At 69.6% G+C, this 18,506-nt stretch carries 16 protein-coding genes; 4 read left to right on the top strand and 12 right to left on the bottom strand.

The window, feature by feature from the left end:
- Positions 1 to 7: 7 nt before the first annotated feature.
- The 3 genes from ACIBJH_RS14030 to ACIBJH_RS14020 all read right to left on the bottom strand — a co-directional run bounded on the left by ACIBJH_RS14030 (position 8) and on the right by ACIBJH_RS14020 (position 2,472).
- A complete protein-coding gene (locus ACIBJH_RS14030; protein WP_399117097.1) occupies positions 8 to 1,015 on the bottom strand; it encodes a methionine synthase in 1,008 nt (335 codons plus the stop codon).
- 211 nt (positions 1,016 to 1,226) lie between these two features.
- Positions 1,227 to 1,925, bottom strand: coding sequence for an SDR family oxidoreductase (locus ACIBJH_RS14025; protein WP_399117096.1), 699 nt, complete (start codon positions 1,923 to 1,925; stop codon positions 1,227 to 1,229).
- A 7-nt stretch (positions 1,926 to 1,932) separates the two neighbouring features.
- Positions 1,933 to 2,472: a TIGR00730 family Rossman fold protein gene (locus tag ACIBJH_RS14020; RefSeq protein WP_399117095.1), complete on the bottom strand. Its 540-nt coding sequence runs from the start codon at positions 2,470 to 2,472 to the stop codon at positions 1,933 to 1,935.
- A gap of 51 nt (positions 2,473 to 2,523) precedes the next feature.
- Between ACIBJH_RS14020 and ACIBJH_RS14015 the strand changes: the two genes are divergently transcribed.
- Positions 2,524 to 2,847, top strand: coding sequence for a DUF427 domain-containing protein (locus tag ACIBJH_RS14015; RefSeq protein ID WP_399117094.1), 324 nt, complete (start codon positions 2,524 to 2,526; stop codon positions 2,845 to 2,847).
- A 248-nt stretch (positions 2,848 to 3,095) separates the two neighbouring features.
- Here the strand turns inward: ACIBJH_RS14015 and ACIBJH_RS14010 are convergent, their stop codons facing one another.
- From ACIBJH_RS14010 to ACIBJH_RS13995, 4 genes are all read right to left on the bottom strand, one after another.
- Positions 3,096 to 3,848 (bottom strand): M48 family metallopeptidase, encoded by a 753-nt coding sequence (locus ACIBJH_RS14010; RefSeq protein ID WP_399117093.1) that lies wholly within the window; start codon positions 3,846 to 3,848, stop codon positions 3,096 to 3,098.
- A 72-nt stretch (positions 3,849 to 3,920) separates the two neighbouring features.
- Positions 3,921 to 7,574, bottom strand: a complete 3,654-nt coding sequence (locus ACIBJH_RS14005) for a type I restriction endonuclease subunit R (protein WP_399117092.1) — start codon at positions 7,572 to 7,574, stop codon at positions 3,921 to 3,923.
- 156 nt (positions 7,575 to 7,730) lie between these two features.
- Positions 7,731 to 8,294 (bottom strand): Uma2 family endonuclease, encoded by a 564-nt coding sequence (locus ACIBJH_RS14000; protein ID WP_399117091.1) that lies wholly within the window; start codon positions 8,292 to 8,294, stop codon positions 7,731 to 7,733.
- A gap of 156 nt (positions 8,295 to 8,450) precedes the next feature.
- A complete protein-coding gene (locus ACIBJH_RS13995; protein WP_399117090.1) occupies positions 8,451 to 9,008 on the bottom strand; it encodes an ATP-binding protein in 558 nt (185 codons plus the stop codon).
- Positions 9,009 to 9,279: 271 nt separating this feature from the next.
- Between ACIBJH_RS13995 and ACIBJH_RS13990 the strand changes: the two genes are divergently transcribed.
- Both ACIBJH_RS13990 and ACIBJH_RS13985 read left to right on the top strand, forming a co-directional pair.
- Positions 9,280 to 10,134, top strand: coding sequence for a helix-turn-helix domain-containing protein (locus ACIBJH_RS13990; RefSeq protein ID WP_399117089.1), 855 nt, complete (start codon positions 9,280 to 9,282; stop codon positions 10,132 to 10,134).
- Between the two features lie 3 nt (positions 10,135 to 10,137).
- Positions 10,138 to 10,341, top strand: coding sequence for a DUF397 domain-containing protein (locus ACIBJH_RS13985; RefSeq protein WP_399117088.1), 204 nt, complete (start codon positions 10,138 to 10,140; stop codon positions 10,339 to 10,341).
- On the opposite strand, the gene ACIBJH_RS13980 is transcribed toward ACIBJH_RS13985, so the two are convergent.
- From ACIBJH_RS13980 to mnmA, 5 genes are all read right to left on the bottom strand, one after another.
- Positions 10,310 to 11,503 (bottom strand): hypothetical protein, encoded by a 1,194-nt coding sequence (locus tag ACIBJH_RS13980; RefSeq protein WP_399117087.1) that lies wholly within the window; start codon positions 11,501 to 11,503, stop codon positions 10,310 to 10,312. The genes ACIBJH_RS13985 and ACIBJH_RS13980 overlap by 32 nt on opposite strands.
- Before the next feature lie 13 nt (positions 11,504 to 11,516).
- On the bottom strand, positions 11,517 to 14,138 hold the full coding sequence (locus tag ACIBJH_RS13975; protein ID WP_399117086.1) for an N-6 DNA methylase: 2,622 nt from the start codon (positions 14,136 to 14,138) through the stop codon (positions 11,517 to 11,519).
- Positions 14,139 to 14,259: 121 nt separating this feature from the next.
- Positions 14,260 to 15,027 (bottom strand): RloB family protein, encoded by a 768-nt coding sequence (locus tag ACIBJH_RS13970; RefSeq protein WP_360078242.1) that lies wholly within the window; start codon positions 15,025 to 15,027, stop codon positions 14,260 to 14,262.
- A 22-nt stretch (positions 15,028 to 15,049) separates the two neighbouring features.
- A complete protein-coding gene (locus ACIBJH_RS13965; RefSeq protein WP_360078243.1) occupies positions 15,050 to 16,348 on the bottom strand; it encodes an ATP-binding protein in 1,299 nt (432 codons plus the stop codon).
- Positions 16,349 to 16,466: 118 nt separating this feature from the next.
- Positions 16,467 to 17,597, bottom strand: a complete 1,131-nt coding sequence (gene mnmA, locus ACIBJH_RS13960) for a tRNA 2-thiouridine(34) synthase MnmA (RefSeq protein WP_399117085.1) — start codon at positions 17,595 to 17,597, stop codon at positions 16,467 to 16,469.
- 60 nt (positions 17,598 to 17,657) lie between these two features.
- Between mnmA and ACIBJH_RS13955 the strand changes: the two genes are divergently transcribed.
- Complete coding sequence (locus ACIBJH_RS13955; protein WP_399117084.1) at positions 17,658 to 18,329, top strand: N-acetylmuramoyl-L-alanine amidase; 672 nt, start codon at positions 17,658 to 17,660, stop codon at positions 18,327 to 18,329.
- Positions 18,330 to 18,506 lie beyond the last annotated feature (177 nt).

The following is an 18,506-nucleotide window of genomic DNA, read 5'->3' as shown; positions in this document are numbered from 1 at the left end:
CCTTCCGTCACTCAGGGTTGTCCGCGAGGGATCTCGCCGCCCGGACGCAGTGGGCGAGAGCCTTGCGCGCGTACTCCGGGGAAGCCCCCGCGAGTCCGCACGCCGGGGTGATGGTGACCGCCTCCGCGAGCAGTCCCGGTCGCAGCCCCAGCCTGCGCCACAGCGTTCTGACACCCATGACGCTACCGGCAGGGTCTGACAATGCGGTGTCCGTGCCGGGCACGACACCGGCGAAGAGCCGGGTGCCCGCCTCGACCGCCTCGCCGATCACGTCGTCGTCACGCTCGGTGAGGAGCGAGAAGTCGAAGGAGACGCCGGCCGCGCCCGCCCGGCGCAGCAGCGCGAACGGCACGTCCGGTGCGCAGGAGTGCACGACGACCGGGCCGTCCGCGTGCACCCCGACGACATCGCGGAGTGTGCTCTCGACGAGTTGGCGGTCGACGGCGCGGTAGGTGCGGTAGCCGCTGGCGGACCTGACCTGTCCGCGCAGTACGCCGATGAGGGACGGCTCGTCGAGCTGCAGCACGATCTGGGCGCCGGGGACGCGGCGTTGGACGTCGGCGAGGTGGTTGCGCAGGCCCTCGGCGAGCGAGCCGGCGAGGTCGCGGCAGGCGCCGGGGTCGGAGAGCACGGCCTCGCCGTTCCTCAACTCCAGGGCGGCGGCGAGCGTCCAGGGCCCCACAACCTGCACCTTGAGCGGCCCCTCGTACCCCTGCGTGAACTCCTCGAACGCGTCGAGGTCCTCCCCCAGCCACGCCCACGCCCGTTTGGTGTCCCGCCCCGGCCGGTCCCCGATCCGCCAGCCGCTGGGCTCCACGCGCGCGTACACCTCGACGAGCAGCCCGATGGTCCGGCCGATCATGTCCGCACCGGGCCCCCGCGCGGGCAGCTCGGGCAGAAACGGAAAGTCCTCGAAGGCCCCGGTCGCGGTCTTCGCGGCCTCCCGGGCGTCGGTGCCGGGAAGGGATCCGATGCCGGTGGCGGCGCCGAAGCTGAACTGGCTGTTGTTGCTCACCCCGGAAGACTACGGAACCCTCCGGGGGCTGAGCTCGCCCCTGGGGGCTCCGCCCCCAGACCCCCGGACCTTTGCCCACCCACCGCCCGACTCGGTTGCTTGAATGGTTCACCTTTTAACCGACAGTAAACGGGTGGTGGGCGGCAAAGGTCGGGGGTCCAGGGGGCGGAGCCCCTTGGCGGGGTCAGGGGCGGAGCCCCGGGAGGCGCCCTCAGCGTCCCGGCCGCACCGTCAGGTCGTTGACCTCCGCGTCCGCCGGAAGATCGATCGCCATGAGGATCGTCGTCGCGACCGACTCGGGGTCGATCCACTGGGCGGGGTCGTACTCCTTGCCCTCCTGCTGGTGGACCTTGGCCTGCATGGGGCTGGCGGTGCGGCCGGGGTAGACCGAGGTGACGCGGACGCCGTTGCCGTGTTCCTCGTGGCGGAGGGAGTCCGCGAGGGCCTTCAGACCGTGCTTGGACGCGGCGTACGCGGACCAGTCGGCGCTCGCCCGCAGTCCCGCGCCGGAGTTGACGAAGAGCACGTGGCCGCGGGCCGCGCGGAGTTGGGGCAGGAAGTGGCGGGTCAGCTCGGCGGGGGCGACGAGGTTGACGTTGAGCTGGTGGTGCCAGGTCTTCGGGGTCAGGTCGCCGACCGGGCCCAGGTCGACGACCCCGGCGATGTGCAGAAGCGTGTCCACCCGGTCGGGCAGGCTCTGGTGCGAGAACGCCCAGCTGAGCCGGTCGGGGTCCGCGAGGTCGCCCACCAGAGTGCGCGCCCCGGGATACTCCGCCGCCAGTTCCTTCGCGCGGCCCGCGTCGCGCGCGTGCAGCACGAGATCGTCCCCGCGCGCGTGCAGACGGCGGGCGACGGCCGCGCCGATGCCGGAACCGGCCCCGGTGATCACATGTGTAGCCATGCCCGCCATGCTCGCATCAGCGGGTACCGAAAGACTCCTCCAGGTAGGCCAGCGCCCCCACCGGCTCCTCCGCGAAGAAGACCAGGTCGGTGAGCGGGCGGGCCAGGAAGCCCTCCGCCTCCATCCGCTGGAACTGCGTCTTGAGGCCGTCGTAGAAGCCCTCCGTGTTGAGCACCACCACCGGCTTGTCGGTGTGGCCGTGCTTCTTCAGCTCCAGGATCTCCGTGGCCTCGTCCAGCGTCCCGGTGCCGCCCACCATGACGACCACGGCGTCGGCCTTCTCCAGGAGCAGCTTCTTGCGTTCGGCGAGGTCGGCCGCGATCACCATCTCGTCGGAGCCTGTCCGGGCCTTCGCCGCCAGGAAGTCCACCGAGACGCCCACCAGCCGTCCGCCGGCGGCCTGTACGCCGTCCGCGACCACCTTCATCAGCCCGACGTCCGAACCGCCCCACACGAGTGAGTGCCCGCCCTTGCCGAGCAGTTCGGCGAACTCCCGCGCGGGGCGCGTGTAGCGCTCGTCCAGGTCGGCGGCGGAGAGAAAGACACAGATCTTCATATCCGTCACCGTACGCGGGAAGAACCGGGGGCCCGCGAGTGCTTTTCCGGTATGGCTGACGGACACACGATCACGATCGAGCAGGGCGACCGGCGCGTACGCGTCGTCCACGGCGACCAGGTGCTGGCGGAGACCGACCGGCCCCTCGTCCTGAAGGAGACCGGCTGTCCCGTGCGCTACTACCTCCCCCCGGAGGACGTACGCCTGGACCTCCTGACCCCCTCCGAGACCCACACCCACTGCCCCTTCAAGGGCGACGCGTCCTACTGGTCGCTCCCGGACGCGACCGACCTGGTGTGGGCGTACCCCGACCCCAAGCCCGACGTGGCGCAGATCAAGGACCACCTCTGCTTCTACGTAGTAGAAGTGTTGTGACGGATTGGTCGCACCCTGGATGGCCGGACCCACATCGTGGACCCGGCCACCCCGGCGCCACCGCTCACGGGGTTCTTCACGTGCTGACCGCGCGGTCAGCACGTGAAGGCCACCCACCCCGAGGAGCAACAGCGACTCCCCGAAGGGGCAGGCCATCGCCGTGGCCGTCCGTCCGCGTGGTCGTGGCGATCGTCGCCGACCCCACCACACGTGTGTCGTCGTAGAGCACGGTCGAAGCCGGGCGTCGGCTAGTGCCCTGTCGAAGAGACAGCTCCGCGCCACAGTCGCGGCTCCTCCTGCGCGAACTGTCGTTCGCGCACCTCCGCGTCGGGGAGCGCGAGCCGGACGGCCCGTCGGAAAGCCGCTCCGTGGCCGGGGTACTTGAGGTGGCAGAGCTCATGGATCAGGACGAGGTCCACCAAGGCGACCGGCAGCTGTATCACCGCCCAGTGCACGGTGATCGCGCCCTCAGGAGTACAAGCACCCCAGCGAAGGCCGAGGTCCCGCACCTCGATGCCCGCCGGATCACGCACTCCGGCCAGTGACGCCAGCGGCTGCAGCCGGGCAGCGAGCCAGCGCTCCCCGCGGCTGCTGTACCACTCCACAAGGGGCCGCACATCAGCGGCGGACGACCGCGATCGGGGCAGCTCCAGCCATCCCTGTCGCAGTCGTACGTGACTGCTGCCGTCGTCGGGAGTGAGCTTGAGCCGGTACCGGCGGCCCAGGTAGGCGAAGCTTTCGCCGCCGATCAGGTCCCTGACCGGTTCGGCCGCCCGCAGGTCCTGACGGCGGCGGACCTCAGCGGCGAGACGCGGCATCCGGCCACGCACCGCGTCAGCGATCTCTTTCGGATCCGCGCCTGCGGGAATCGCGAAGAGCACCCGGCCGTCCTCGGCGATCTCGATGCCGAGGGTACGGCGCCGTGGCCGTACGACGACATCCCACCGCCACCCGCTGGGCACGGGGAGATCGGCGATGGCCTGTTCGACGACGGTACTCACCCGCACTTCCTACCATCCGGCAACGACATCACCCTGCCTGGCAGCCATCAACAGCCGTCAGCGGTCACCGGGTCAGGCATCCCCGCCGTCCGCCTCGTCGCGCGGCTGGTATCCGAGGAAGTACTCGTACCGCTCCACGGCCAGCTCCGTCAGATGGCTCGCGAGGTCGCCGATGTCGTCCCAGTCCATGGCGAGCCAGATCTCCAGGTGCTGGCGGAGTTCGCTGCGCATGCGGACAAGGGCAGCGGGCTGTGTGCGTATCTGCGGGCGCCTGACGAGCACCGACATCTCCCCGGTGAGACCGCGGGCCGCCCGGATCAGGTCGGTGTCCGGCGGCCAGGGTTCCCGCTCGGCTGCTTCGGCGTGCTGCTGGAGCAGTCCGAGGACCAGGCGTTCGGTCCGGGAGTCGAGGCCGTCGCCGTCCTCCGGCTCGCGCTCCGCCGCGGCCACGTCCCCGACCAGACGCGCCAGGTCGGCGGCGGCCTGCTCGAAGTCGTCCCGCATCCGCGCGATGATCTCTTCCAGTCGGACGCTGAACAGCTGGTAGCCCGCCCGGTCGCCACCGATCTTCGCGCTGATACGCAGTTTCAGCGAGCCCGTCATGTACGAGCACCGGGTCCGGGGGTCGGCGTTCGCGTCGACCCGTTCCATGAACTCCGGGTCGGTGAGTTCGACGGGTGGGATCCGCTGCCGGATCCCGGTGGTCTGGATGTGCTGCGAGATGAGCCGGCGGACCTTGGCGCCGTAGCGGCGCGGGCTGAACTGGTCGCGGCCGTCGAGGTAGCGGCGTCTGGCCATGTACTGCAGGGTGCCCAACTGGCCTGCCAGAGCGCGGTACTTCAGTGCCAGCGGGTCCGGCAGGACCGCGTTGAGCGCGGTCAGGAAGTCGCGGACGCGTTCGTCGAACTCGCCGCGCAGCAGCGGGTCTTCGAGGCGTCGGCCGAGGAAGTCCTCCCACTGGGACTCGTCGCCGGGGTCGGTGACGTTCTGTGCGGCCAGGAAGCCCGTGACCTTCGCCCCGAGGTCCGCCAGGAGGGCCTTGGCGGCGGCGTCGGACCGCAGCAGCAGTCCGTCCCGGTCCGGGCTGCTGCCGTCGGGCTGCGGCCCCTGGTAGTCCGGCTGGAGGTGGTCCACGGAGACGTTCCGGTAGCCGAGGACGTGCCGTAGGTGCTCCTGGTCGTAGGCGGCGAGCGAGTCGGCCAGCGCGCGGCCGATGCCGACGTAGTCGACGACCTGACCCCACTTCTTGGCCGGGTAGGGCCGGTTGGTGCGGGCCACGGCCTGCAGCAGTCCCGCGCCGGACAGCTTGCAGTCCAGGTAGAGGACCTGTTCGACGGGTGCGTCGAAGCCGGTGAGCAGCATCGACTGGACCACCAGGAAGGCCATGGTCTCCGCCGGCGCGCCGCCCTCCGTGTCCTGCGGCGCGGGCGGTCCGGCGTCCGCGGGCAGGTCGAGGTCGACGTTCCATACCTGGCCGCCGCTCGCCGGGGTGCCGAGGCCTGAGGGTGCCAGCCCGTGCGTCCTGACGTGCCATGCCGGGTCGGCCGTGATGTCGCGCGGCGGCAGCCCCTTCTTGAAGCGTTCGATGTGCGCGTCCTGGTGGCTCTTGGTGATCCACGGCCGCCACGACTCCGGGTCCCTGCTACCCTGCCTGGCCGGGGAGACGACCACGGCCGCGTCGAGCGTGCGCAGCACCTCGCGGTCCGGCAGGAGTGTGAGGAGCGCCCGTTCCTCCTCGTCGGCCTCGTGCGCGGCCATGGGGTCGGCGATCAGGGCCGGGTCGAGCGCGTCGAGGCGGGCGACGAGCCGGTCGCGGGCGGCGAGCAGCGCGGTGCGGTAGCGGACGGCGGCGAGCCGGGAGACGGTGGCGATCTGCGCCCCGAAGCGGTCGGGCAGCGCGGTACTGGCCCAGTGGCCGAGCATGTGCTCGGCCTTGACCTCGATCACCGACTGGGCTTCCAGGATCTCCTTGCGGCGGCCGAACTTGCGCAGCACCTTGGCCCGCAGCTGGGGATCGGACGGCACCTTCTCGTCGAACCGGGCGTCGAGGGCGGCCTGTTCGACGACTTCGAGCGGTACGGCGTACGCCTCGTAGCGGACGGGTACGACGGACCGGTCGAGTTCGGCGTCGCGCAGGGTGTACGTGTCGGCGTACGGGCCGAAGATCTCCTCGCTGCGTCTGCGGTTGCTGCTGATCACCGGAGTGCCGGTGAAGCCGACGAACGCGGCGCGCGGGAGCATGGCCCGCCAGCGGGCGTGCTGCCACTTGTCCTGCCCCCGGTGCGCCTCGTCGACGAGGACGACGACGTGGTGGTGCGGATTGGCCACCCGGTTCTGTACGTGTCCCTCGTCCCCGTCTCCCTCCTCATCGTCGGCGGGGGCGGCGTCGGGCAGGGACTCCTCGCGGCCGTCGTACGCGGTGTCGTCGCGCTGCGCCTTCTGCAGGGTGACGAGGACGACGTCCCCGACGTCCACCTCCAGGTACTTCCTGGCCCGCTTGACGCTCGGCGCGCGGTGCACTTTCTCCTCGGTGGCGGCGAGGCTCGTCCGGATCTGCTTCTCCAGGTCGATGCGGTCGGTGACCACGACCACCTTGTGCGACTTCAGCGTGGGACGGCTGCGCAGGTGCCGGACGAGGAACGCCATGGTCAGGCTCTTGCCGGAGCCCTGGGTGTGCCAGACGACACCGCCCCGGTGGCTGACGGCCACACCGGTCGCCGCCTTCCGGTCCCGTTCCTCCAGCTTCCGCGTGAGCGCCTTCACCGCCTTGAACTGCTGGTGGCGGCCGACCAGTTTGACCGTACGGTGCCCGCTGCCGAGCCGGGTGGTGAAGTCCCGTACGAGGTCGAGGAGATGGGCCGGGCGCAGCATCCCGGCGACGAGGATCTCCTGGTCGGTCAGGGCCGCCGACACGGGCTTGCCCACCTCCTCGCGTACGCGGTCCTCGCTCACGGGCGCGACCGTGCGCCAGGGGGCGAAGTGCCGGGGTTCGGCTGTGACCGTGCCGGTCTCGGCGTGGTCGCGGTCGGTGCCGACAAGGACCTGTGCGAAGCGGACGAACTCTGGTACTGCGACCGGGGAGTTGACGCCCGCGCACCGGAGCACCTGGTCGACCGCGTCGTCCAGGGCGGCCCGCACGTCTCCCTGCGGGCCGGACACCACGGGCGCCTTGCACTCGATCACCACCCAGGGCAGCCCGTTCACGAACAGCACGAGGTCGGGTGTGACGGGAGTGGCGTCCTTCCGCTCGACCCGGAACTGGGAGACGACGAGCAGGTCATTGCCACCGCCGGGCGTGTCGGGCCCCTCCCCGAACTCGTGGTCCCAGTCGACGAGTCGTACGTGTTCGGGGTCGCCCTTCGTCCAGCCCGGCAGGGTGCGGGCGTTGCGGCCCTTGCGCAGTAGGTCGGTCACCTCCAGGTTCCCGGCGACACCGCGCTCCTTCGGACCCTGCCCCGGCGCGGTGCCCTGGACCAGGGCGAGAAGGTGGTCGAGCTGCGCGTCGCTCAGCCAGGGTTTCCCGTCCGACGGCCTCGGGTTGATCCTGGCCACGGCCGCCTTGAACCGGTCCGCGTACACGACGGTCTCGAAGCTCGTACGTTCCGAGGCACCCGGCGCGGTGGCGGGCCCGGCGCTCGGTCCGCCCCGGAGATGGGCCCAGCCCATCGCCGTCAGCTGCTCGATCAGCGGCCGCTCGGTCCTGACGTACTCCGGCTGCTCCGCCACGCCTGTCCTCCCCGGCCACCTGCCTCGATCCCCGCCCGCCCTCTGGCGCGGGACAGGTGATCGAAACTCTATCGGCGGCCGGGGAGCGTGGCGCGGGGTGCGCGTGGATCAGGCGGCGAGGACGGGGAAGGTGGCCGGAAAGCACCTGCTCCTTGCTCAGAGGCGCGTGGTGTCCAGAACGATCCCGAAGGGCTCGGGCAGGGTGACCGGGGTGCCGAGGGGGTGCGGGCCGTCGGCCTCGGTGTAGCCGAGTCCGCCCGGCTCGGAGAAGAGGGTGAGTTCGCGGTTCTGACGATCGATCAGCAGGTACAGCGGAGCGCCGTACTCGGCGTAGCGCTTGCGCTTGGTGACGCGGTCCGTGTCGGCGTTGGACTTCGAGGTGACCGACCGCCAGAAGGTCAGATCCGGGGTGACAACGAAGTTGTCGTCCCGCGCGAGTCCCTCGGGGACGACGGCGATGTCCGGGACGTACCAGTTGGGCGAGCCGGGGAGGTCGATGTCCCCGGACCCCGCGACGCAGCCGAGTTCGTCGACACGGTCCTCGATCTGACGGCGAATGGCCCGTGTGGTGCGTTCGTAGTCCCAAGTCGGCGGTACGGGTTGGATGATCCCCTGGATGATCTGTACGCGGCTGTCGGCCACGTACCTGATGGCGTGCTTCAGGGCACGCTCGTGATCGATGTCCGCGTACCTGTCGTCGGGCTGCGGGTGGGTGCTCATGGCGTCGTCGCCTTCTCTGCCTTCTCTCGCGGAACGGCGTGATCGGTGTACCAGGGGCGCAGTGAGTCCTGGACCGGAACGCGGGCAGTGTTCCCCATACAGGTGCGGAACACTGCCTGCGTCGGCTGCGGGGAGGTACGGCACCGGCTGTGCGGATCAGGCCGCGAGTACCGGGGACGGCGGCCGGAAATCACCGCCAAGGGCAAGCTCGAACCAGATCGTCTTGCCGCCCGGCCCGCCGTTCGGCCCTTCGACGGACCCGCACCCGCCCCACCGGTCGGCGAGGCTCTCGATGATCGGCAGCCCGCGACCGCAAAGGGCTGTGGGATCAGGCATCGCCGATCCCGGCGGGAACGGAGGCAGGTCCGGACTCGCGTCCCACACGCTCACGCGCAGCGCGGGGCACAGCCAGTGCATCCGGACGATGACCGGGCCCTTGGTGTGCCGCACCGAGTTGGTGGCGAGCTCGCAGGTCAACAGCTCGGCCTTGTCGGCGAGTTCACCGATCCCGTGGGCGTGGAGTACGGCACGGAGGGTGCCCCGGACGATCCGGGGGCCGCGTGGGTCGCAGGGAAGGTGGATCTCGTACATCCAGGGGGCGGTGAACGGGATGGGGGTGGGGTGGTCGCCGTAGCTGGCGTTGTAGCTGACGTCGTAACTGACGGGGTGGGGCGGTTCGTTGCTCGGTTCAGTGCTCTGTTCGTTGCTGCTCACGAGGGTCTACCTCCGTGGTGCGGAACGGGTTCTTTGGGGCGCCGGTCGCGGACTACCGGGCGACGGTGGCAGTGCCGGGTTCCTGCCTTCCGGAAGGCAGGGGGCCGGTGCGCTTCCGCCGGGTGGCGGGTGTCGGGGCGGCGCGATTAACAAGGTACGGCAAGAACTACATAACGTTGCTACGCATCACGCATAAGAGTTAACCTTCAGATTCTGATAGACCGTGAGTCATCGACTCGGCACACTGTGCGCGAGCACAAGGAGAGGTTTCATGGCACCTCGGCAGACCCCGACCATCCTTCAACGCAGGTTCGGCACCGAGCTGCGACGGCTCCGCGAGGCGGCAGGCATGTCCGCGCCGACAGCCGCCGGACTGCTGGGCACGGACCGCACGGTCATCTCGAATGTCGAGGCCGGCCGCTTCGGCATCAGCGAAGAACGTCTGCGTCGCCTCGCGAGCATCTACGAGTGCCACGACGCCGACCTCGTCAACGCCTTGGCAGACCTGACCGGCAGTTGCAAGACCGGCTGGTGGGAGGAGTACCGGGGCAAGATCCCGCCTGGTTTCCTGGACGTCTCCGCGCTGGAGGATTACGCCGTCGGCTTGCGAACCGTGCAGATCGCGCACCTGCCCGGCCTGTTCCATACCGAGGAACACGCCCGCGCCATCTTCGAGTTGTTCTTCCCTCCACTCGCCCGCCTGGAGATCGAGCTGCGTGTGGCACACCGCCTGGCGCGCCAAACCGTGGTGACCGGTGACTCGCCCATCTCCTACTCGGGTGTCATCCACGAAGCGGCCCTGCGCATGCAGCTCGGCGGTCGCGATGTGGCCAGGGCCCAGCTCCAGCATCTGTTGGAGTCCAGCGAACGCCCCAATGTCACGCTGCGCGTGGTTCCCTTCGAAGTAGGCGGCTTCCCCCTGCTCGGGGACTCCTCCGTGCTGTACGCCGAAGCACTCAATCCCCATCTGGACACGGTCCATATGGACTCCCCCGCAGAGCCCGTGTTCATCGACTCACCAACCCAACTGGCGAACTTCCGGACCCGGCTGGACATGGCGGAGAAGGTGGCGTTGACTCCCACCAAGTCCAGGGACTTCGTCCTCAAGATCGCAAAAGAACTGTAAGAGGTGTCTCACGTGCCCGGCCCGCAGTGGTTGAAGTCTTCCTACTCCGACTCCGGTGGCAACAATTGCGTCGAGGTCGCCTCGGTACGGGCAGGCGTTGCCATGCGGGACAGCAAACGCCCGGCGAACGTGTTCGTCACGGGCCGGGCGTCATTCGGTGCGCTGATAGAAGGCCTCAGGTCCGGGTCACTCGGGACCGACCGTTGAGGAGGTCTTCGACCACGCCCTGCTGGATCGTGCGGAGCTTGGCGATCTGCTCTTGCAGCACGGCAGCCCGTTCACGAGCCGCATGTACCGGGCCGAGCAGACGCCGTTGCTCCTCCACCGGCGGTACCGGAACCGGCATCTGCTTCACCTGGGTCGAGTTGATCGACGCAAGGTTGGTCGTCTGCTTACCCACACGCTGGAAGTAGGCGCGGCCCTCAGGCGACGCGGTATACAGCGCGAGGAAGTCCGGCAACATCTGCTCGCCACAACGAACCCGGAACACATGGTTCTGGTGCAGACACTCGTGAATACGGCCGTCCCAGACGGCGCCTCGGCCCAGCTTGTCGAGATCGCCGCCCTCGGTGAGTAGAAGGTCACCCTTCCTGAGGGCGTAGCGCTCATACTGCGTCTTCACGATGCGGACCGTCTTGACGTCAGTGGTGTCGATTCGCCCATCGAGCACGTTCGCGACACGGAGGTAAGGCAACTCGACGGTTCCGTCGCCCACTGGTTCGGAGCCGAGCGTGACACCGGCCGCAACAGTGGCGACCGAGTCGAGACGCGGACCGGCTGCCCCGACTTGGCGCAACGCATCGGCAGAGAGCGCGGACTCGGCGATTTCGACCTTGGTCAGCGTCCGCTCCAACGCCCCGATTCGCCGTTCGAACGCCTCGTGCGCGGCAACGATGTCGCGTTGTTCGGGTAGCGGCAGTCGAGGAATCTCCAGCCCTCGTACGTCGGCCTGCGACACCTTGTACTGGCCGCTGGTCCCGCGCATGGCCGCCTCAATCTGCCGCCGCACAGCAGCTGAGCTAAGCACGATTCCCAGGAAGACCGGATCCAGCACGTCAGGATCAGCAGCCAGCCGGAACACCAGGTCCGGCAGAAGCAGTCTCGGACGGACCTGATTCACCGTGCAGGCGACACCCACGAGCGCCTTGACCCCGTTGGCCCGGGACATGAGGACATCGCCGGGCCGTACTTCAAAGGCGATCCTCGGCAGGACCTCGCTGGGAAGTCGCTTCGCCTCCGAGGCAACAAACTTCCCCGAAGTGACCGCGCTGAGCTTCAGAACACCCCACTCGTCCATGGCCGGTCGCGCCGAGTCGCAGACCGGGCTCCATCCGGTCTCGACCTTTCTCAGCACATCCTTGAGCGCCACCGTGGACCGAACCTCAACGCCCATAGCCCAGCACCCCCAGCCACTCCGCAAGCCCCTTCGCTGCGTCCCCGCTCTCGTCCTCCAGGTCCGTCAGCGACACCTCGTACTTCTCGGCCCAGCGTCGGAACGAGGCGACGATCTCGCGGCGGCCCGTCGCCAGCGCCGCGTTGAGACGGTCGGACAGGTCACGGCGGAGGACCGCCAGGACAACGCTCTCCGGGCCGCCCTCCTCAGCCTGCTTCAGGCTCGCCGCTGCCTTCAGGTCCGGCAGGAAACGGTCGTCCAGCGCCTTCCGCTTCTTGCGTGCCACAGTCAGGGCCTTCTTGGCCACCGCCAACGCCTTATCCAGCGCGGCAAGTTGCTCCGGGGCGACCGGCTCCGCCGGTTCACCGGACTCGGCGTCGGACTCGTCCTCCGTGTCCGTGCCCGCGTCCACCACCGCCGACCTCGCCTCCGCCGCTGTCTTCGCCGCGGCCTCCGCCTCCGCGAGCGCCTTGTCCGCCGCCGCCACCGCCTCCAAGAACTCCGGGATCAACTCCCGTACCACCGGCTGGTCGAGGGCCCGGCGCCGCTCCGCCGGGGATACCGACGAGCGCTTCGCGTCGTCCGCGCCGCCACCCGGGACCGCCGGGTCGACGATCGCCTCGACGGAGTCGACCCAGCCCTCCAGGACCCGTTCGAAGCCGCCCGCCGCGAGGGCCTTCATGTCGTAGCGGTTCTCCGTCCACCACGCGGCGATGATGCCCGCCGTCGTGAACTCGTCCAGGACCCCGGCCCCGCCGACAGCCGACGTGAACCCGTCGAGGAGCCCGCCGCGCAGGTCCATCAGCTCCTTGTCCGCCGCGAGCTGCGCGAAGAGACCGGAGCTCTTCGACCACCACTCGTCGTACGTCTCCCGCAGCTCCGCCTCCCGCGCGTACGCCAGTCGCGGAATCCGGGCGGCCGTCGCCTCCGCGCCCTCCGGCAGGAAGTCGTAGTAGTCACCCGAGCCCGTATCCGTACCCGCGTCACCCTCCCTCCGCGCGAACAGCGCCCCCGCATCAACCCCGTACGCCTTGAACAGCCCCTCCTTCGCCGCGACTTCGGCGACCGGCACACCCCCGTACAGATGCGCCCGTACGTCCTGCGGCTCCGCCGGCGGTGAATTGTCCACCCAGCGGCGGATGTTGAAGTTCGCCTCGGGGACGCCCTTCGCGTCCGGCGCGAGGAGTTCGTCGCGGTGGACCTCGCGCGAGTAGCCGTCGATGAGGCGCCATTCGCGGAAGACCGTGACGATCTTCTCGACGTGCTCAGGGCCGAGTTCGTTCTGGTTGCGGCCGGGTGTGAAGTCCCGGTCGGCGTTGATGAAGAGGACCTTCTTCAGGCGCTTCGGGTCGGTCTTCCCGTGCGGGGGCCGCAGGATGAGGATGCAGGCGGGGACGCCCGCGCCGTAGAACAGGTTTGGGCCGAGGCCGATGACGGCCTCGACGCAGTCCACGCGGAGCATTCCGACGCGGATGTCACGCTCCTTGCCGCCCCGGAAGAGCACCCCGTACGGCATGACGACGGCCGCCCGTCCGCCGTCGTCCTCCAAGACCGACACCATGTGCTGGACGAACATCAGGTCGGCCTTCTTGCCGCTGCCCGGCGTCCAGCCCCACTGCATCCGCTTGCCGTGGTCCTCGTCGGCCTTGGCGACGGCGTCCTCGTCGTACGGGAGCGAGAACGGAGGGTTGGACAGGATCGCCGAGAACTTGCGCAGCCGCCCGTTCCTGTCGAGGTGGAGCGGCTCGGCGAGGGTGTCGCCGTTCTGGAGGTCGAAGGTGTGGATGCCGTGCAGGACCATGTTCATGCTGGCCATGGACCAGGAAGGGCCGTTCTTGTCCTGGCCGTTGACCGACAGTTCCTCGGGGTCGCCGCCGTGTTCCTCGACGTGCTCGCGGGCCGCGATCAGCATGCCGCCGGAGCCCGCGCACGGGTCGTAGACCGACTCCCTGGGCTGCGGGTCGACCAGGCGCACCATCATCCGTACCACCGATCGCGGCGTGTAGAACTCGCCGCCGCGCTGGCCGGCCGAGTCGGCGAACCGGCCGAGGAGGTACTCGTAGGCCGCGCCCAGCATGTCGGGGAACTCGAAGTCCTCGTTGCGCAGCCGGTACAGGCTGAAGTGCCGGATGAGTGAACGGAGTTCGGGGTCGGTGAAGCGCGGCTTGGTGCCGACGACCTCGTTGAAGTTGATGTGCGAGGCGATGCCCGCGAGCAGGGTGTTGCCGTCCTGCAGCGCCACCAGAGCCTCGTCGAGGCCCTGGCCGACGTTCTCGGTCAGAGCCATGATGCCGGGCGCCGGGCTCTCCGGCCTCTCCGGGTCGTGGTGCGGTCCACGCCACCAGCGTGCTCGCGGCGGCACGTAGAAGACGCGGGGGTAGGCGGCCGGGTTGTCCGCCTTGGCCAGCGCCTTCGCCTTGTCGTCGCCGGTCTGCGCGAGCCGCCCCTCGTACACCCGCTTCCACTCCGGCTCGAACTCGTCCGAGGCCCGCTTCAGGAAGAGCATCCCGAAGATGAAGTCTCGGTACTCGGAGGCGTCCATCCGGCCGCGCAGGATGTCGGCGGCCGAGAAGAGATGGCGTTCGAGCTCGGGCAGGGTGATTCTGGCCACGCGCTGGTCCTTCGTACGGGAATGGAGGGGCTACGGAAGACTAGACGGCTCGCGACCCGAGGAGCCAACCGGCCACAACGGGACATTTGGACCGTCATGGCCGGGCACGCCACGCCGCCGCTCAGAGCTTCACGATGCCCAGACTGACCAGGAGCCGCCACACGTCGGTGGACGGGTCCCGGTCCAGGACCTCGCAGTTCTTGGCGTGCCCGGAGCGCGCGGCCCGCTCCTTCGCCGAGCGGCCGTACTTCGGCTCCTCGAACGTGGCGTTGGCGGGCTTGCACGAACCGTGCTCGCACTGACCGACCAGGGCTCGCGCGTTGTCCACCGCCTTCTTCTCCTTGCCCTTCAGCACCTTGGTGCGGGCGTCGTTGAGACCCTTGTCGGGCTTGTCGAACCGCTTGTACGCGGGGTCGGCCTTGCGCAGCTTCTCCAGGACGAGCGTGTTCTTCGCCGCGCCCTGGGTGCCGCCGAACTGCTGGAAGTGCAGCAGCAGCCACAGTTCGAAGGAAGGGTGGGAGAAGCAGACCTCGGTGTCCGAGGCCGCGGCGGCCTCGAAAGCCTCGTGGATGTCGTGGTGGCTGTCGCGGTCGAAGAGCACCCAGGTCTCGTCCTCGCCCCGGGCGGCCTCGACGACCGCCTTGACGGTACGGGATGGGATCAGGCCGTCGGCCTTGCGGACCGGCTTGATGGTGAAGGGCGGTCGGCCGGTCTCACTGTCCCCGCTCCCGAACTCCTTGTTGAGGTACCGCAGGTAGTCGTACTCGGTCACCTCGCCCTCGCATCCCACGTAAAGCACCCGCTCGCGACGTGAGTACTGCGACGGAGGCGCCTGCGGCGGCAGCACCGTGCTCGCCGCGTCCTTCTTCGACCTGCGCCTGCTGCTCATGCTCCGTGCCCACCCCGTTCGCTCACGCCGTCGCTGCCGCCTTCTCCTCCAGCCAGGACACCTCGCGGGCGATCTCGCCTGGGGTCACCCGGGGCACCCCTCCGTACCGGCCGCGCAGATAGCCCCGCTCCAGGTCCTCGCCCGCTTCCGGGTGTGCGGCGACCAGCGGATACAGCTCGCTCGCGCCGGACTTCGTCTTGGCGGTGAGCCATACCTGGTCGCGGTGGAGCGGACGGTCGAGTACGGCGTTGCCGAGCAGCGTGGCATCGTGGGTGGTGAAGATCAGCTGGGCGCCCTTGGTGTTGGCCTTGCGGTCCTGGAAGAGACGCACGACCTCGGCGGCCAGCGTGGGGTGGAGACTGGAGTCGAGTTCGTCGACCAGCAGCGTCGTCCCGTTGTCGAGGACGGCGAGCATCGGGCCGAGAAAAGCGAACCACGCGTGCGTACCGAAGCTTTCCTCGGTGAGGAAGTCGAGGGCGACCCCTTCCGCCCCCTCCGTCCGGTGTCGGAGGGAGACCGCGCCGGTGTCCGGGTCGAGGTCGAAGCCGGTGACGCCCAGGTCTGCGGAGGCCAGGAGCTGGACGAGCCGTTCGCGGTAGCCGGTGTCGGCGTGGAGCTCGGTGAGGCGGCGCTTGGTCCAGTCGGCACGGTGTGTGATGTCCTCACCCGGGGTCATCAGCCACAGGTTGTTCAGGAACCAGCGGTGCAGGGCGGACAGTTGGGGGTCGTTGAGGGTGGCCGCGGTGGAGAGGAAGAGGGCGTTCGGCCGGGTGAGCGCGACCAGATCGTCGCGGCGGCCGGTGAAAGCCGGGCTCTCGAAGAGGTACTCGTCGCCGTCCTCCGCCGGGCGGTCCGCCTCCCTGTCGAACCAGACCTGTCGGATGCCGCCCGGATAGGCGTGCAGCCATTCGGCCTCCACCCGGTCGTCAGAGAGCTCGAAGCCGTACGTGTAACGGACGGGGGTGCGGACGCCGAGGACCAGGTCGACCTCGAAGAGGGTGGTCTCCTCGGCGCTGGCGGCGTCCAGCTTGAAGGGCTGCCGGTGAGGCACCCCGGGATACTTGGCCCAGTCCGCGAAGGAGGTGCGTACCGCCTCCCGCATGGCGTGGAACGCGCTGAGCAGGTTGCTCTTGCCGGAAGCGTTCGCACCGAAGATCCCGGCCACGGGCAGCACCATCACGTGCCCGCCGTCGTCCTGCGCGATCCCGCTGTCCCGCGCGATGCTGTCGGAACTGTCAGCGCTGCTTGCCGCGGCGACAAGTGTCAGCTCGGCCTCGTCCCGGATCGAGCGGTGGTTCGCCACTCGAAAGCGCAGGAGCACCGTCCACCTCCCGGAGGGGCGGGGAGGTCCCGCCGCCGACTCACACTGTGCGGGCCTTCCGCGGGGCCAGCCTATGCCGGGTGGTCGGGCCGTGCCAGCTCCTGCGAGTTCTCGATGATCAGGCTGTGGCGGCTTCCCGCCGAGCCGTGGTGGCGATCGTCGCCGACCCCACCACGCGCGTGTCGTCGTAGAGCACGATCGCCTGCCCGGGGGCCACACCACGGACCGGCTCGGTGAAGGACACCTCCAGGGTGCCGTCGACGAGTTCGGCGGTGACCTCGGTCTCGCCGCCGTGGGCGCGGAGTTGGGCGGTGTAGGTGCCGGGTCCGGTGGGGGCCGTGCCGCACCAGCGCGGCTTGACGGCGGTGAGGCCGCTGACGTCCAGGGCGGCGGCCGGGCCGACCGTCACCGTGTTGTCGACCGGGGAGATGTCGAGGACGTAGCGCGGCTTGCCGTCGGCGGCAGGGGTGCCGATACGCAGGCCCTTGCGCTGGCCGATGGTGAAGCCGTACGCGCCCTCGTGCGAGCCGACGACGGTGCCGGACTCGTCGACGATGTCGCCCTCCGCCTTGCCGAGGCGGTTCGCGAGGAAGCCCTGGGTGTCGCCGTCGGCGATGAAGCAGATGTCGTGCGAGTCGGGCTTCTTGGCGACGGCGAGGCCTCGGCGCTCGGCCTCCGCGCGGATCTCGTCCTTCGTCGTCACGGTGTCGCCGAGCGGGAAGAGGGCGTGGGCGAGCTGCCGCTCGTCCAGGACGCCGAGGACGTAGGACTGGTCCTTGGCCATGTCGGAGGCGCGGTGCAGTTCGCGGGTGCCGTCCTCGTTCACGATCACCTGGGCGTAGTGGCCGGTGCAGACCGCGTCGAAGCCGAGGGCGAGCGCCTTGTCGAGGAGTGCGGCGAACTTGATCTTCTCGTTGCAGCGCAGGCAGGGGTTCGGGGTGCGGCCGGCCTCGTACTCGGCGACGAAGTCCTCGACGACGTCCTCGCGGAAGCGGTCGGCGAGGTCCCAGACGTAGAACGGGATGCCGATGACGTCGGCGGCGCGGCGGGCGTCCCGTGAGTCCTCGATGGTGCAACAGCCACGCGCGCCCGTGCGGAACGATTGCGGGTTCGCGGAGAGCGCGAGGTGGACGCCGGTCACGTCGTGGCCGGCTTCGGCGGCGCGGGCGGCGGCGACGGCGGAGTCCACGCCGCCGGACATGGCGGCGAGTACGCGGAGGGGGCGGGGGCGCTGCGAGGTCTCAGTCATAACCCTTCCAGGGTACGGGTCGCCGGGAACCGGGACCCGCGAGTATCCGTTGAAGATCGCATGGGGGAGACACAGGGCGGGCACACGGAGACCGCGCGAGGGCTCACGGGCCGGCGGGCGCTGCTGATCGGCGGTGCCGCGGCCGCCGTGGGGACGGCGGCGCTGGCGCGGGACGAGCTGGCGCGGCTGTGGTGGCGGCTGCCCGCGGTGGAGAAGCCGCGGGTGTCGGGCGCGGTGGACTTCCGGGGCGCGCAGTGGGTGTCGGCGTCCCCGGCGAACTACCGGCGGGCGGACCGGCCGGACGACTACGGGATAGACATGGTGGTCATCCATGTCACCCAGGGCAGTTTCCGCAGCGCGGTGAAGGTCTTCCAGGACCCGGCGCACGGGGCGGCGGCGCACTACATCGTGCGCAAGGACGGGCACATCACGCAGATGATCCGCGAGCTGGACGTGGCCTTCCACGCGGGCAACCGGGAGTACAACGAACGCAGTGTCGGCATCGAGCACGAGGGCTTCGTGGCGGAGGCGTCGTCGTTCACCGACGCGATGTACGCGTCCTCCGCGCGGCTGACGGCCGCGATATGCCGGCGCTACGGAATCCCGGTCGACCGGAAGCACGTCATCGGGCACGTGGAGGTGCCGGGGACCGATCACACGGACCCCGGTCGGTACTGGGACTGGGACCGGTACATGGCGCTCGTAAGGCGGGCACACCGGACGCAAGTGTGACCCTGGTCACACTAGGGTTTGGCTATGAGTTGCTTCCGTGACGGCGGTGTCCAATGCGTCCCCTGCTCCGGAGGTGACCTGCGGTACGTCAACTCGGCGTCTCGTCAAGGGGAGTTGGAGCATGATCGCGCACTCCCACCTTCACAGTTTGCCCCGCTGGCTACTAAAAGCCCCCCA

The organism is Streptomyces sp. NPDC050548 (genome assembly GCF_044457385.1).
GTDB lineage: Bacteria > Actinomycetota > Actinomycetes > Streptomycetales > Streptomycetaceae > Streptomyces.
The sequence above is the reverse complement of the archived record's forward strand: the minus strand, read 5'-3'. Positions and strand labels throughout refer to the sequence as shown.

Excerpts from the sequence above, each read along its gene's own strand:
- ACIBJH_RS14025 (WP_399117096.1), bottom strand. The coding sequence starts at position 1,925 with ATGGCGGGCATGGCTACACATGTGATCACCGGGGCCGGTTCCGGCATC.
- ACIBJH_RS14020 (WP_399117095.1), bottom strand. The coding sequence starts at position 2,472 with ATGAAGATCTGTGTCTTTCTCTCCGCCGCCGACCTGGACGAGCGCTAC.
- ACIBJH_RS14015 (WP_399117094.1), top strand. The coding sequence starts at position 2,524 with ATGGCTGACGGACACACGATCACGATCGAGCAGGGCGACCGGCGCGTA.
- ACIBJH_RS14000 (WP_399117091.1), bottom strand. The coding sequence starts at position 8,294 with ATGAGCACCCACCCGCAGCCCGACGACAGGTACGCGGACATCGATCAC.
- ACIBJH_RS13990 (WP_399117089.1), top strand. The coding sequence starts at position 9,280 with ATGGCACCTCGGCAGACCCCGACCATCCTTCAACGCAGGTTCGGCACC.
- ACIBJH_RS13970 (WP_360078242.1), bottom strand. The coding sequence starts at position 15,027 with ATGAGCAGCAGGCGCAGGTCGAAGAAGGACGCGGCGAGCACGGTGCTG.
- mnmA (WP_399117085.1), bottom strand. The coding sequence starts at position 17,597 with ATGACTGAGACCTCGCAGCGCCCCCGCCCCCTCCGCGTACTCGCCGCC.
- ACIBJH_RS13955 (WP_399117084.1), top strand. The coding sequence starts at position 17,658 with ATGGGGGAGACACAGGGCGGGCACACGGAGACCGCGCGAGGGCTCACG.